Origin of the sequence: Polynucleobacter hallstattensis (assembly GCF_018881835.1) — a bacterium.
Lineage (GTDB): Bacteria > Pseudomonadota > Gammaproteobacteria > Burkholderiales > Burkholderiaceae > Polynucleobacter > Polynucleobacter hallstattensis.
The window spans coordinates 197,998-211,872 of record NZ_JACVPO010000001.1; the positions used below are offsets into that span (position 1 = coordinate 197,998).

Sequence of the window (13,875 nt, forward strand, 5' to 3'; positions counted from 1 at the left end):
AACGAAGTCTTTTTCGCTCACCTCTAACTATTATAAGGGAGGCTCAATACAATAGCTATATGCACGAAATTACATCCCTAGCCCCTCTTTTATCCCCCGAGGCCGACACAAGACGACGTTTTCTGGGTTTAGGCCTAGGTTTAGGGGCTTTCATTGGGGGCTCAAGCCTAACTGGGTGTAGCCTAATGAGTAGTCGCAAGCCTGTCATTGGCCTTGTCTTAGGGGCGGGTGCCGCCCGAGGTTTTGCCCATGTGGGCGTTATTAAAGCATTAGAAGCGCAAGGTATTCGACCCGATATCGTGGTCGGGAGCAGTGCCGGAAGCGTTATTGCGGCACTACTTGCCTCTGGCGCTACCGGAAATGAGCTCAATCGACTTGCCCTAAATCTTGATGAAGCAACCATTGCCGACTGGGGACTCCCTTTTGCTGGGAGATTTGGTGGCCTGATTAAAGGGGACGCCCTTCAAAACATGGTGAATCGTGAAGTACAAAATAAATCTATCGAACAAATGCGCATACCCCTGGGAATTGTGGCGACTGAACTGCAATCAGGCAAAGGTATTTTATTTCGCTCTGGCAATACAGGTCTTGCGGTGCGCGCCTCCTGTAGCGTTCCAGGCGTATTCCAGCCAGCAGTTATCAGCGGCAAAGAGTATGTTGACGGCGGCTTAGTTGCTCCGATACCAGTGAGTTATGCCAGGCAGATGGGTGCAACACTACTGATTGCGGTCAACATCTCATCAGAACCCGTTCATCAAGATGCCAGCGGAACCTTTGGCGTGATGCAACAAACCATTTCCATCATGCAGCGAAGTATTAATCAATATGAGCTCAAAAGTGCTGATATTGTGATCACACCCCTTCTTAAACAAATGAGTAGCGGCGACTTCAGATCCAGAAATGCTGCCATCCTTGCTGGTGAGGTTGCAGCACAAGAGCAAATGGCGCTAATTAAAGAGAAGCTAAAGAACTAGAAATACTTAGCCGACGGCCTAGAGACTGCGAGATTTACGCTTGAGTTTATTCACTTCATTCAACAACTCTTTACGCTCTGTATCACCCAAGTTGTCACTGCCGTCTAAGCGTCGAGCGCCATCAAAGCGCTTATCCCAATAAAGACTACCGAGATCGTCTACACGCACGCTGGTACCTTTGGATGGGGAATGAATAAATTTATTGTCACCCACATAAATGCCGACATGTGAGAAAGTTAAGCGCATGGTGTTGAAGAACACTAAATCGCCAGGCTGCAATTCTTCACGAGTAATCGGTTTGCCCACTCGGCTCATTTGAGTCGATTTGCGTGGCAATAAAAAGCCTAATTTATCTTTGAAGACGTAGCCAACAAAACTACTGCCATCCAAACCAGATTGCGGCAACTCTGCATCCCAGCGATAACGCACACCAATCACTTCCATAGCGCGGTTAATTAATTCATCTGATTTACCGGTAACTGAGTCTGCCAAACGATCTGACACGCGAGCGAAGTAAGACTTGCCTGCCTGAAACATCGTTTCTTTGGGAGTCTCCTTAGCAAGCTCTGCTGAGACGTCTTTTGCAGCATCAGCAACAGCATCCACAGCTCGTGCAGGATTGGCAAGCAATGTGATGGCAAGCAGCGTAGCGATCGGCAGTTGCTTAACAATCGCTGGTAGGAGGTCTTTTTTAAGGGACATCGAACCATTCTAGCAAAGAAGATTCATTTCACCAAGCGCTAACCCTTAGGGTAACCCTTTGTTTTCTATAGCATATTTACCAATATGGGGCGTAAATGCACCACTTTAGTACCTTGCAGAGCCTATTTAACTCAGGTCTTAGCTCAGTTCAGCGGCTGCAAAAAGCTCTTTGGTGTAAGTCTGGCGAGGGTGCTTAATGAGGGTCTCGGTGTCACCGAACTCCACCACTTTGCCTGCTTTGAGCACCATCACCTCATGCGACATCGCCCGTATGACCGCTAGATCATGACTAATCATCAAATAGGCTAGGTTGTATTTCTTCTGGAGCTCAGTCAGCAAAGCGAGCACCTGTTTTTGAATCGATACATCCAATGCTGAAGTTGGCTCATCGAGCACCAAGATCTGCGGCTTCAGAATCAGCGCACGAGCGATCGCAATACGCTGTCTCTGACCGCCAGAGAATTCATGGGGATAACGCGTAAGAGCGGAACGATCAATTCCCACTTCTCGCAAAATATCGAGGACGCGGGCTTCACGCTCCGCTGCAGATAAATTCGGAAAATGCACATCCAAACCCTCTGAAACAATTTGCATCACATCCATGCGCGGAGAAAGTGAGCCAAACGGATCTTGAAAAATCACCTGCAAACTCGAGCGCATGACTCGGCGCTCTAGTGGTTTTAAATTTTGCCAATCCCTACCTAGCACATCTACTGTGCCCGTGATCTCTGCTGCAGAATCACCCAACAAGCCTAAAACTGCCATGCCTAAAGTGGTCTTACCTGAACCAGACTCGCCAATCACACCGATGGTTTGCCCCTGCTTCAGCTCAAAGCCGACCTTACGCAGGACTTGATGACGTGGGGACTTTTTAAACCAAGAAGTAGATTCTGTGCCTGGATAAGAAACGGATAAGCTCTCCGTCTTTAATAACACCGGTGCTAAAGGCATTACTGGCGCTAAAGCGCGCACGGGCGCGCTGTTTACCAATGCTTTTGTATAAGCGTTATCCGGATGTTCAAACACTTGCTTCGTAGATCCTAGCTCCATCAGGTTACCTTGATTTAATACGGCAACTCTTTGAGCAAAGTGTTTTACTAAATTCAGATCATGAGAGATCAACAGAATCGCCATGCCACCATGATCCCTAGACTCTTCTTGCAACTCTTTGAGTAAATCCAATATTTGCAAACGCAAGCTAACATCCAAAGCGGTAGTCGGCTCATCTGCAATGAGTAATCGTGGTTTACAAGCTAACGCCATTGCAATCATGGCACGTTGACGCTGTCCACCAGATAGTTGGTGAGGATAAGAGTGAAAGCGTTTTTCTGGCTCCGGAATACCGGTTTTCTTGAGCAGTTCAATTGCAGCAGACATTGCGTCGGCCTTAGAAATCAATGGCTCATAAATCTGCACTGCCTCAATAATCTGATTGCCGATAGTAAACAAAGGATTGAGCGCGGTCATTGGCTCCTGAAAGACCATGGCAATCTCACGACCACGAATTTCACGAATTGCTTGTATTGGTAGGTCTAGTAAATTCACTGAAGGATTGCTGGCATCTGTACTCTTGCCATTCCACAAAATTCGGCCAGATGTTTTTGCACCCTCAGGTTCAAGGCGCAGTGGCGCCAGAGCAGTCAGCGTCTTACCTGAACCAGACTCTCCAACTAAAGCAACGCGCTCACCCACGCCAATTTCTAGATCAAGATGGCTGACCGCAAATTTTTCGCGCCGACCTGAACCGAATGAGATTGAAAAATCTTCATAGCGCAGGAGTGGAGTTGCAGTTTTCACGGAACTCATGAACGGCCTCCACTCATCGCGCCCGACTTACGAGAATCAAAGGCATCGCGTAAGGCCTCACCCATAAAAGTGAGCAAGAGTAAGGTGGCCACTAAAACAACAAAGGTCGATAGTGAAATCCACCACGCATCTAGGTTACTTTTGCCTTGAGAGAGCAATTCACCAAGACTCGGTGTTCCTGGTGGCACACCTAAACCTAGGAAATCTAAACTGGTGAGTGACAAAATCGCCGCACTCATTCTGAAGGGGAGAAAGGTAATAACGGGCGTCAGACTGTTCGGCAAAATATGACGGCGCATGATTTGAAGATTGGTTAAGCCCAATGCTCGGGCTGCACGAACGTACTCTAGCGCGCGATTACGGAAGAACTCTGCACGTACATAGTCAGATAAACCCATCCAACCAAATGCCGCCAGCAAAATAACCAAAAGCCAAATGCTTGGGTTAAAGATAGAGGCAAAGATGATGAGTAAATATAACTCTGGCATCGCCGACCAAATCTCAATTAAACGCTGAGAGACCAAGTCAAACTTACCACCAAAAAATCCCATTAAAGAGCCGGTGATGATGCCCACACTCACGCCAACAATGGTGAGTGCCAAGCCAAACAAAATCGATAGGCGAAAGCCATAAATTAAACGAGATAAGACATCGCGCCCACGATCATCGGTTCCTAACCAGTTATCAAGCGATGGCGGTGCAGGATTAGGTACTTTTGAGAAGTAATTGAGGGTTTCATAGCTATAAGGGATTGGTGGATAAATTGCCCAATTACCATTGCTAGTAATGTTGTGACGAATATCCGGATCTAAAAAATCGGTTGGTGTCGCAAAGTCACCCCCAAACACTCGCTCAGGTTGTGACTTCACAATTGGGAAATAGAATTTTCCTTCGTATCGAACAACTAGGGGTTTGTCATTCGCAATCAGTTCAGCCCCCATGGAAAGGCCAAATAGGATCATAAAGATCCATAGACCGGCATAACCCATGCGACTATTTTTAAATCGATGCCAGCGACTCATGAGCCACCTCCCGCACCAAACTGGATGCGTGGGTCAATGTAGACATAGCAAAGATCTGAAATCAACTTCGTAAACAAGCCGATCAGCGTAAAGAGATAGAGTGTTCCGAAAACCACTGGGTAGTCACGTCGCATAACGGACTCATAGGAAAGCAAACCGAGTCCATCTAAAGAAAATAGGGTTTCGATCAGTAGTGAGCCCGTAAAGAAGGCACCAATAAATGCCGCTGGAAAGCCAGTCACCAAAGGAAGGAGCGCATTGCGGAACACATGTTTCCATAGCACTTGCTTTTCGGTGAGACCTTTGGCTCTCGCAGTTAATACATACTGCTTACGAATTTCCTCTAGGAAAGAGTTTTTAGTCAGCATGGTGATCACGGCAAAGCTACCTAAAACTGAAGCGGTAATTGGCAAAACTAAATGCCATAAATAATCCATGACCTTGCCTATCATGCTGAGCTCACTCCAGTTGTCTGAAGTCAGCCCTCGTAAGGGGAATATCTGCAAGAAACTGCCGCCACCAAAAATGACGAGTAAAAGAACGCCCAATACAAAGCCTGGAATGGCATAACCCACCAGAATCATCGTGCTCGTTACCGCATCAAAGCGAGAGCCATCTCTGACTGCTTTGGCTATACCCAAGGGTATCGATACTAAATACGTGAGAAAGAATGTCCATAGACCTATGCTGATAGAAACTGGTAATTTAGAAACCACCAACTGCCAAACACTTTGGTGTTGGTAGTAGCTCTGGCCCAAATCAAATTGCGCAAAACGCTTGAGCATCATGAAATAACGTTCTAGTGGCGGCTTATCAAAACCATATAAAGCCTTCACCTCAGCCAAGCGCTCAGCATCTACTCCTTGGCGGCCACGATAGTTGCTGCCACCACCAGAGGACTCTGCTCCACTCACAGCTGCATCACCCTTACCCTTAAGCTCTAGCATCAATTGCTCAACTGGGCCGCCCGGTACAAATTGCACCACAGCAAATGTCAGAGTTAAAACACCCAACAAGGTAGGAATCATCAAGAGCACACGCTTGAAAATATAAGACCACATTTGCCCCTGCATTAGCGCGCCCCCTCTTTCCACCAATTGAGCAGAATCCAAGATTCAGCGGTGTAATACAAAGGCGGTTCTGGGTAGCGCATCTCTTTACGATACGCGATTCGATGTGTCGGGTTGTACCACTGAGGAATCACGTAGTAACTATTCCAAAGGACCCGGTCTAAAGCTCTAGTAGCTGCACGTAACTCTTCGCGAGTCTGAGCTTTCACAATCGCATCTACCAAAGCATCAACTACGGGTGATTGGACCCCAATCACATTGTCAGAGCCTTTTTCTTTTGCGGCCTGACTACCAAAGCGATCCCATAATTCATTACCTGGGCTTTGTGAATCAGGGAAACGAATAGTGGTCATATCAAAATCGTATTCATCCATGCGCTTTTGATGCAAAGCAAAGTCACTGGTCCGAATATCCACCTGAATGCCTAGCTTCTCTAAATTGCGAACGTAGGATGAAATCACTCTCAAGAAAAATGGGCCATCCTCGACCATCTCAAAACGAAATGGCTCGCCCTGCATATTGCGTAAGGCACCATCGCGATATTGCCAACCAGCCTGAGCCAATAAATCACGCGCCTTGCGAAGGTTTTGACGCAAGCTATCGGGTGAGGCGGTTGAGGGTGCGGCTGGCATTGCATCAAAGACGGCATCCTGCACCCACTGAGGATATTGCGCTTTTAGAGGCTTCAGTAATTTCAATTCCGCTTCAGTCGGCTTACGGGGACCATCAAAATTAGCACTCAGATCACTGTTCGTGAAGTAACTATTGATACGGCTATATTGCTCGAAGAAGAGTTGGCGGTTTAACCACTCAAAGTCAAGCGCATAACCTAAGGCTTGTCGTACCCGTGGATCCTGAAAAATCGGTCGACGTACATTCATTGCAAAACCTTGCATGCCTGCGCCATTGTGATTTAAGAAGGCCTTCTTTTCTAAGGTGCCATCATTAAATCTAGGACCCACATAACTCTTAGCCCAATTCTTCGCGCGGTACTCCACTAATGCGTCAAACTCTCCAGCCTTAAAGGCCTCTAAACGAACAGCATCATCACTATAGAGTTTGTAGTTCACGCGATCAAAGTTGTAAAAACCAACACGGACATTGAGTGGCTTACCACTTTGACCAGCCCAGTAATTGGGGTTACGTTTAAAGATCATGGTCTTGCCAGCTTTATAAGACTCAATCACATACGGGCCGCTCGCTATCGGAGCTTCAAAGGTCAACTTATCAAATGGTGTAATCGTGCCATCGGGTTTCTTGCCCCAGTTGCGAGAGAAGACCGGTAAGGTGCCTACCATCACGGGTAATTCAGGATTGCGATTCTTAAAGTCAAAGCGGATTACGCGATCCGAGACGACTACCGCCTGCTTTACATCGGCATATACCGTTTTAAATTGTGGATTAGCAAGTGAGCTCATCAAAGTATCAAAGCTGTGCTTGACATCACTAGCCAAAATAGGATTGCCATCTGAAAACTTCGCCTCAGGACGAATCCGAAACACCACTGACATCTTGTCAGGCGCTACCGCAATATCTTCCGCAATCAAACCATAGGCACTCGAGACCTCATCAGCACTGCCAACTGCCAAAGACTCAAACATCAGCTGAGCGATACCAGGCGCAGTCACGCCACGTAGCGTAAATGGATTGAACTTATCAAAGCTCGTTCGGCGATCGGGGTTAGGTAAAGTTAAGGTGCCGCCCCTTGGCGCTTGGGGGTTAACGTAATCAAAATGGCTAAATCCATCAGCGTATTTGGGCTTGCCATATTGAGCGATCCCCTGCGCACCATGAGCCGAATCAAGCACCACCCCAGCCAGAAGGGCTAAGAGAAGCAAATTGGGGATTTGGCGGATGGCGAGGGGCATGGGCATATATGCAACAATTGTAGATAGCAAATCATATTTGAAGCAAAGGACACTATATGGGCTTTCTCGCTGGCAAAAAAATTCTGATTACCGGCCTTCTTTCTAACCGCTCTATTGCCTACGGTATTGCCAAGGCATGCCACCGCGAAGGGGCTGAGCTGGCCTTTACCTACGTTGGCGAGCGCTTTAAAGACCGTATTGTCGATTTTGCTAAAGAATTCAATACCGAGCTGATTTTTGACTGCGACGTTGGCAGCGATGAGCAGATTTCTGCCCTTTTTAAGGATTTGGCTAAAACTTGGCCGCAGTTTGATGGCTTTGTCCATGCGATTGGATTTGCTCCACGTGAAGCCATTGCCGGAGATTTTTTAGAAGGCCTTTCGCGTGAAGGCTTCAAAATCGCTCATGACATCTCTGCCTATAGCTTCCCTGCGATGGCAAAAGAAGCTCTACCTATGTTGCGTGACAAATCTTCTTTATTGACGCTCACTTACCTAGGTAGCTTACGTAACGTTCCCAACTACAACACCATGGGACTTGCGAAGGCCTCACTAGAAGCCTCGGTACGCTATATCGCTGGCTCAGTAGGACCTAAAGGCATACGCGCTAACGGAATCTCTGCTGGCCCGATTAAAACTTTGGCTGCTGCTGGCATTAAAGGCTTCGGCAAGATTTTGGAAGCAGTTGAGCAAACTGCCCCAATGCGTCGCAATGTCACGATTGATGATGTTGGTAACACTGCTGCCTTCTTATTATCTGATTTAGCAAATGGCATCACCGCTGAAATTATTTATGTCGACAACGGCTTTAGCCAAGTCGTTGGTGGAATGGAAGAAGTTTGATCGTTCCACTGCGCGAGGCCCTGAAGTTTTGGGCCAAGCTGGGCTTTATTAGTTTTGGTGGGCCCGCAGGACAAATCGCAGTCCTTCATCAAGAGCTGGTTGAAAAGCGTCGCTGGATTTCAGAGCGGCGCTTTTTACATGCGCTCAACTATTGCATGTTGCTACCTGGACCTGAAGCGCAGCAGTTAGTCACTTATATCGGCTGGCTCATGCATCGCACTTGGGGTGGCGTTATAGCAGGCACTCTCTTTGTTATGCCCTCTCTCTTTATCTTGATCGGCCTATCTTGGGTCTACCTCACCTTTGGCCAAGTACCCTGGATTGCCGCAATCTTTTTTGGCATCAAACCCGCTGTCACTGCAATCATCCTCCATGCAGCAGTTCGCATTGGTAAGCGCACGCTTCATAATCGAGTACTACGTTCGATTGCGCTTGGATCCTTTTTGGCGGTCTTTGTTTTTAATTTGGCTTTCCCGATCATCGTGATCGTTGCTGCATTGATAGGCGTCTGGGGCGGTAGACGCTACCCAGAATATTTTCAGCAAATCGCTGCTCACGATAAATCAATAGAGATACACGCTCCCGCATTGATTGATGATCACACCCCTACTCCAGACCACGCCAAGTTCTCTAAAAAGAAACTGGTACTGCATAGCTCAGTTGTTCTCGTGCTTTGGTTAATTCCATTTATTGCTCTAGCGCTGATCTTTGGCTGGAAAACGCTCTACCCACAAATTGCCTGGTTCTTTACCAAAGCCGCCTTCCTCACCTTTGGTGGCGCTTATGCAGTTCTGCCATACGTGTACCAAGGTGCAGTAGATCAATTCCACTGGCTTAGCGCTGGTCAGATGATGGATGGTTTAGCTCTCGGAGAAACCACTCCAGGACCCCTCATCATGGTGGTGGCTTTTGTTGGATATCTCGCTGGCCACATTCAACATTTGATTGGCAATAGCAATCCGTTTTGGTTCGGAGTACTTGGAGCCTGTGTTGCCACCTGGTTTACTTTTTTACCTTCTTTTTTCCTCGTACTAGTCGGTGGTCCACTCATCGAATCCACGCATGGCAAGCTGAGCTTTACTGCACCTCTGACTACCATCTCTGCAGCAGTGGTTGGCGTCATCGCTAATCTAGGCCTGTTCTTTGCATATCACGTCTTTTTTCCACATGGTCTTGGCGGCTCAATCTCATGGATTTCGATTGTGATTACCCTGCTTGCAGCTTTGGCACTCTTTAAGTTTCAAAAAGGGGTGATTAGCGTCTTAACTGGCTCAGCTCTGGCCGGCTTACTGAGCTATTTGCTAGCCAGTTTATTGATCTAAGTCCACTTAATCAGGGACTGAAATTGGCATAATGGAACTTATGCGAATCGAACCCCAAACTATTTCCCATCTCCAAGAATGGCTCGGTAAAACTGAGACCCTTCAAGACATCATCACTGCAGCACCTGTCAGAGCTTTATCAGCAACGCTCGATCGACCTGATGTTGCGCCCGTTGCAGGAACCTTTCTGCCAGAGTTATGGCATTGGCTCTATTTTTTACCTTGCGCTCTTCAATCCGAAATTGGCCTTGATGGTCACCCAAAGCGTGGTGGCTTTTTGCCCCCCGTACCATTGCCGCGTCGCATGTGGGCCGGTAGTCGAGTTGAATGGTTAGCGCCTCTGGCAGTTGGCGATGAAATCGAACGCGTCTCTAAAATTGAATCCGTTACACACAAAGCAGGTCGTACTGGCGATCTTATCTTTGTATTGGTCAAACATACTATCTCTAATCACAATGGCTTGGCTTTAGTTGAAGAGCATGACATTGTGTATCGCGATGCTCCCGGACCAGACGACAAGCCAGTTGCACCAACACCAGCCCCTACTGGAGCGACTTGGTCTAAAACAATGACTCCTGATGATGTCTTGTTATTCCGCTACTCAGCACTAACATTTAATGGTCATCGCATTCATTACGATCGTAAATACGTTACTGAAGTAGAGGGCTACCCCGGCTTAATTGTTCACGGCCCTTTAATTGCGACTTTGTTAGTGGATCTTGTACGGCAAAGCATTTCAGGCTGTAATCTCAAGAGCTTTGAGTTCCGCGCTATTCGCCCTACTTTTGATATCAATGTATTTAAGGTCAGTGCTAAGCCTGATTTGGAGAAAGATCCTTCTGGAAAAACGATCTCCATTTGGGCAGAAGATCATGAAGGCTGGCTCACCATGCAAGCCACTGCAGTTTTAGCTTAGGGAATTTTGACTGAATGACTACTCCACACTTATCTAAAGCCTTAGCTACATTTGCCTCTGAATTAAAGATTGGCGATATTCCCCAAGAGGTGATTGCGCGCACCGAAGATTTACTAGTAGATTGGTTTGGCTCTGCGATTGCTGGTAAAGGCTCGCGCCCAGTAGAAGCGATGACGCAGTTTGCGCAAAACATGGGTGGCTTCAATACCGCTAATCCAGGCTCTGCCGAAATTCTGATTAGTCGGAAAAACTCAAGCCCTTTTTTAGCAGCACTAGCCAATGCCGCAGCATCACATGTAGCCGAGCAAGATGATGTTCACAATGGCTCTGTCTTTCATCCAGCTACCGTGGTATTTCCTGCGGCATTAGCAACGGCGCAAACGATTGGCGCCTCAGGCGAAGATCTTCTAGTCGCTGCTGTTGCAGGCTATGAGGTCGGCATTCGGGTTGGAGAATTTCTAGGTCGCTCACACTACAAGACATTTCATACCACTGGTACTGCAGGTACCTTAGCTGCCGCCGCTGCAGTAGGTCATCTACTAAAACTAAACCCAATGCAAATGCTGCATGCCTTCGGTTCAGCCGGGACCCAATCCGCTGGCCTTTGGGAATTCCTACGTGATGCCGCTGACTCTAAACAATTACATACTGCGCACGCTGCTTCTACTGGCTTGATGTCAGCTTACCTGGCGCAATCAGGCTTTACTGGTGCCGCACACATTTTGGAAGGCAAGCAAGGTTTAGCAGCTGGCATGTCGAGTGATGCAGATCCTAGCAAGCTGATTGATCGCTTGGGTAGTCGCTGGACCATTGCTGAGACGAGCTTTAAATATCATGCCTCATGCCGTCATACTCACCCTGCCGCAGATGCCTTGTTACAAGTCATGTTGGCGCATCACCTTAAGCCTAGCGATATCGCCAAAGTAGAAACCTTGGTTCATCAGGGCGCAATTGATGTGCTTGGCCCAGTGACTGATCCTGCAACTGTTCACCAATCTAAGTTCTCTATGGGAACTGTATTAGCTTTGATTGCACACTATCAATTTGCAGGTCTACAAGAATTTGATCAACACTTTCATGATCAAGCCATTTGCGCATTCCGTGATCGCGTCACAATGGTTCTAGATCCTGAAGTGGATAGTGCTTACCCTCAACGCTGGATCGGCAAAGTCAAAGTCTATTTAAATAGTGGCGAAGTTTTAGAAGGGCGTGTTGACGAACCCAAAGGTGATCCTGGTAATACTCTCAGTCGCGCTGAAATTACCGATAAAGCTATGCGCCTTGCAGCATTTAGTGGCGGCGCAAGTCCAACTGAGATGAGCGCTGCTATTGAGCGCTTGTGGAATATCCGCAAGCAGTCCAAGATAGGTATGTTGATCTCCTAAATCCTGGTTACTCATTTTTTGCCTCACATTTAATAAAGCTACAAATATGAATCCACTTGATACCCCCATCGGCTTTAGTAGCACTTTCTTATTCGTTCCGGGAACGCGCCCAGAGCGATTCGCTAAAGCGCTCGATAGTGGTGCCGATGGCGTCATCATTGATTTAGAGGATGCAGTTGCCCACGAAGATAAAGAATCTGCCCGAGCTGCAATACGGGCGGCTTGGCCTTCGTTTACTGTAGAGCAAAAGAGGCGGTTGATTATTCGCTCAAATTCTCCTGGCAGTCATTTTTATGCGGCAGACCTGATTTTGGTCCAAGAGTTAGATGCAGCTTGCTTACTCATTCCAAAAAGTGAGTCTCTCGATCAAATCAATGGTGCAGCACAAATTCTGCCAAACACAGCCATTATTCCGATGATTGAGACTGCCATCGGTCTTGATCGCCTCAATGAAATCGCAGACTCTGAACAAGTGTTGCGCTTAGCCTTGGGTAACCTTGATTTGCAAGCGGACTTAGGCATGGTCTGTGACGTACAAGAAACTGAACTGCAAACTGCGCGCTTTCAGATTGTGTTGGCCTCACGCTTAGCCCAGATTGCCCCTCCAATTGATGGGGTTACCCCTTCTACTGACAATATTGAGCGCATCACCGATGATGCCGAGCGTGCCAAAAGAATGGGCTTTGGTGGCAAGCTATGCATACACCCAAAACAGGTTTCCCTAGTGAAGGATTCCTTTATGCCTACTGCTGCAGAGGTGTCTTGGGCTCATCGCGTTATCGAGGCAGACAAGGCATCCAAAGGAGGTGCAGTGAAATTAGATGGCCGCATGATTGACCGTCCAGTTGTTCTACTGGCCCAAAGAACCCTGGCGATTGCTGGTAAACCCTAAAGCCGATAGCATTTAATAGTGGCAAAATTAGTCAGCATCAAACAATAACGGAGACTTAAATGAAATTAAAGAAAACCCTCTTTGCTGGAATTGCTGCAGTTGTCAGCGCCAGCACTTTATTGGGCAGCAATATTGCATCCGCCCAAAAAGATTGGCCAACGAAATCCATTTCCTTGGTTGTTCCTTTTGCAGCAGGCGGACCGACTGATTCAATCGCACGTTTAATTGCGGTGCCAATGGGCCAGTCTTTAGGTCAGACAGTGGTAGTTGAGAACGTCCCTGGTGCAGGTGGCACGATTGCTTCCACTAAGGTCGCACGCGCAGCACCAGATGGTTACACGATCTACATTCACCACATGGGTATGGCTACTGCACAAGCTTTGTACGACAAACTGCCGTATGACCCAATGACTAGCTTTGAGTACATCGGTCAAGTTGCTGACGTACCAATGGTATTGCTCGGTAAAAAAGATTTGCCAGCAAACAACTTTAAAGAGCTGGAAGCTTATATCAAGGCTAACGGTTCAAAAGTAACTATGGCCAATGCCGGTCCAGGCGCTGTGTCACAGCTATGCGGCTTGCTATTCCAAAGTCGTATGGGCGTTCGCTTGACTAACATTCCTTACAAAGGAACTGGCCCTGCTTTAACTGATCTCTTGGGCGGTCAAGTTGACCTCTTGTGTGACCAGACAACACAAACTATTCCTTACATCAAGGACGGTCGTGTGAAGGCATTTGGTACAACCACAATGAAGCGTTTACCTGCCATTCCTAACGTTCCTACTTTGAACGAACAAGGTCTCAAAGGCTTTGAAGTAAAAGTATGGCACGGTGTTTACGCTCCAAAAGGTACTCCAAAACCAGTTCTGGACAAAATCAATGCTGCACTCAAGAAAGCACTGAATACTCCTGATGTGAAGAAGCGTTTGGATGATGCCAACATTGATATCGTGCCAATGGAGAAAGTATCCGCCAATGGCCTCAAGGATCACCTTGATAAAGAAATCAACGTTTGGGGTCCAGTCATTCGTAAAGCCAATATTCCAGATTAATTCCGGAATAGCGGTAAACAAAAA

General features: G+C 47.4%; 12 protein-coding genes. 7 read left to right on the forward strand and 5 right to left on the reverse strand.

The window, feature by feature from the left end:
• The first annotated feature begins 59 nt into the window (after nt 1-59).
• Nucleotides 60-974, forward strand: a complete 915-nt coding sequence (locus ICN26_RS01050; protein WP_216266199.1) for a patatin-like phospholipase family protein — start codon at nt 60-62, stop codon at nt 972-974.
• An 18-nt stretch (nt 975-992) separates the two neighbouring features.
• On the opposite strand, the gene ICN26_RS01055 is transcribed toward ICN26_RS01050, so the two are convergent.
• The 5 genes from ICN26_RS01055 to ICN26_RS01075 all read right to left on the reverse strand — a co-directional run bounded on the left by ICN26_RS01055 (nt 993) and on the right by ICN26_RS01075 (nt 7,448).
• Entirely contained in the window at nt 993-1,676 is a 684-nt protein-coding gene (locus tag ICN26_RS01055) for a C40 family peptidase (RefSeq protein ID WP_255534337.1), read from the reverse strand.
• 138 nt (nt 1,677-1,814) lie between these two features.
• The gene (locus tag ICN26_RS01060) at nt 1,815-3,482 is read right to left on the reverse strand and encodes an ABC transporter ATP-binding protein (RefSeq protein WP_216266200.1); all 1,668 of its coding nucleotides are present in this window, start codon (nt 3,480-3,482) and stop codon (nt 1,815-1,817) included.
• Nucleotides 3,479-4,504 (reverse strand): ABC transporter permease, encoded by a 1,026-nt coding sequence (locus ICN26_RS01065; protein WP_216266201.1) that lies wholly within the window; start codon nt 4,502-4,504, stop codon nt 3,479-3,481. Before ICN26_RS01065 ends, ICN26_RS01060 begins: the two co-directional genes overlap by 4 nt.
• Nucleotides 4,501-5,565, reverse strand: a complete 1,065-nt coding sequence (locus ICN26_RS01070; protein ID WP_216267607.1) for a microcin C ABC transporter permease YejB — start codon at nt 5,563-5,565, stop codon at nt 4,501-4,503. The genes ICN26_RS01065 and ICN26_RS01070 overlap by 4 nt, the downstream gene beginning before the upstream one ends.
• Before the next feature lie 11 nt (nt 5,566-5,576).
• Nucleotides 5,577-7,448, reverse strand: a complete 1,872-nt coding sequence (locus ICN26_RS01075; protein WP_216266202.1) for an extracellular solute-binding protein — start codon at nt 7,446-7,448, stop codon at nt 5,577-5,579.
• Between the two features lie 50 nt (nt 7,449-7,498).
• Between ICN26_RS01075 and fabI the strand changes: the two genes are divergently transcribed.
• Genes fabI through ICN26_RS01105 form a run of 6 tightly spaced genes read left to right on the forward strand, consistent with a single transcriptional unit; the run spans nt 7,499 to nt 13,851 of the window.
• Nucleotides 7,499-8,284 (forward strand): enoyl-ACP reductase FabI, encoded by a 786-nt coding sequence (fabI, locus tag ICN26_RS01080; protein WP_215309697.1) that lies wholly within the window; start codon nt 7,499-7,501, stop codon nt 8,282-8,284.
• A complete protein-coding gene (gene chrA, locus ICN26_RS01085) occupies nt 8,281-9,606 on the forward strand; it encodes a chromate efflux transporter (protein ID WP_216266203.1) in 1,326 nt (441 codons plus the stop codon). Before fabI ends, chrA begins: the two co-directional genes overlap by 4 nt.
• A gap of 31 nt (nt 9,607-9,637) precedes the next feature.
• Nucleotides 9,638-10,522, forward strand: coding sequence for an HTD2 family dehydratase (locus ICN26_RS01090; protein ID WP_216266204.1), 885 nt, complete (start codon nt 9,638-9,640; stop codon nt 10,520-10,522).
• Nucleotides 10,523-10,536: 14 nt separating this feature from the next.
• Entirely contained in the window at nt 10,537-11,907 is a 1,371-nt protein-coding gene (locus ICN26_RS01095) for an MmgE/PrpD family protein (protein ID WP_216266205.1), read from the forward strand.
• 46 nt (nt 11,908-11,953) lie between these two features.
• Entirely contained in the window at nt 11,954-12,799 is an 846-nt protein-coding gene (locus ICN26_RS01100) for an HpcH/HpaI aldolase/citrate lyase family protein (protein WP_216266206.1), read from the forward strand.
• Nucleotides 12,800-12,858: 59 nt separating this feature from the next.
• Nucleotides 12,859-13,851: a Bug family tripartite tricarboxylate transporter substrate binding protein gene (locus tag ICN26_RS01105; RefSeq protein ID WP_216266207.1), complete on the forward strand. Its 993-nt coding sequence runs from the start codon at nt 12,859-12,861 to the stop codon at nt 13,849-13,851.
• The last annotated feature ends 24 nt before the right edge of the window (nt 13,852-13,875 follow it).

What these genes read in the sequence shown, in the direction of transcription:
- ICN26_RS01050 (WP_216266199.1), top strand. Translation starts at nt 60, where the DNA reads ATGCACGAAATTACATCCCTAGCCCCTCTTTTATCCCCCGAGGCCGAC.
- ICN26_RS01055 (WP_255534337.1), bottom strand. Translation starts at nt 1,676, where the DNA reads ATGTCCCTTAAAAAAGACCTCCTACCAGCGATTGTTAAGCAACTGCCG.
- ICN26_RS01060 (WP_216266200.1), bottom strand. Translation starts at nt 3,482, where the DNA reads ATGAGTTCCGTGAAAACTGCAACTCCACTCCTGCGCTATGAAGATTTT.
- ICN26_RS01065 (WP_216266201.1), bottom strand. Translation starts at nt 4,504, where the DNA reads ATGAGTCGCTGGCATCGATTTAAAAATAGTCGCATGGGTTATGCCGGT.
- ICN26_RS01070 (WP_216267607.1), bottom strand. Translation starts at nt 5,565, where the DNA reads ATGTGGTCTTATATTTTCAAGCGTGTGCTCTTGATGATTCCTACCTTG.
- ICN26_RS01075 (WP_216266202.1), bottom strand. Translation starts at nt 7,448, where the DNA reads ATGCCCATGCCCCTCGCCATCCGCCAAATCCCCAATTTGCTTCTCTTA.
- fabI (WP_215309697.1), top strand. Translation starts at nt 7,499, where the DNA reads ATGGGCTTTCTCGCTGGCAAAAAAATTCTGATTACCGGCCTTCTTTCT.
- ICN26_RS01090 (WP_216266204.1), top strand. Translation starts at nt 9,638, where the DNA reads ATGGAACTTATGCGAATCGAACCCCAAACTATTTCCCATCTCCAAGAA.
- ICN26_RS01095 (WP_216266205.1), top strand. Translation starts at nt 10,537, where the DNA reads ATGACTACTCCACACTTATCTAAAGCCTTAGCTACATTTGCCTCTGAA.
- ICN26_RS01100 (WP_216266206.1), top strand. Translation starts at nt 11,954, where the DNA reads ATGAATCCACTTGATACCCCCATCGGCTTTAGTAGCACTTTCTTATTC.
- ICN26_RS01105 (WP_216266207.1), top strand. Translation starts at nt 12,859, where the DNA reads ATGAAATTAAAGAAAACCCTCTTTGCTGGAATTGCTGCAGTTGTCAGC.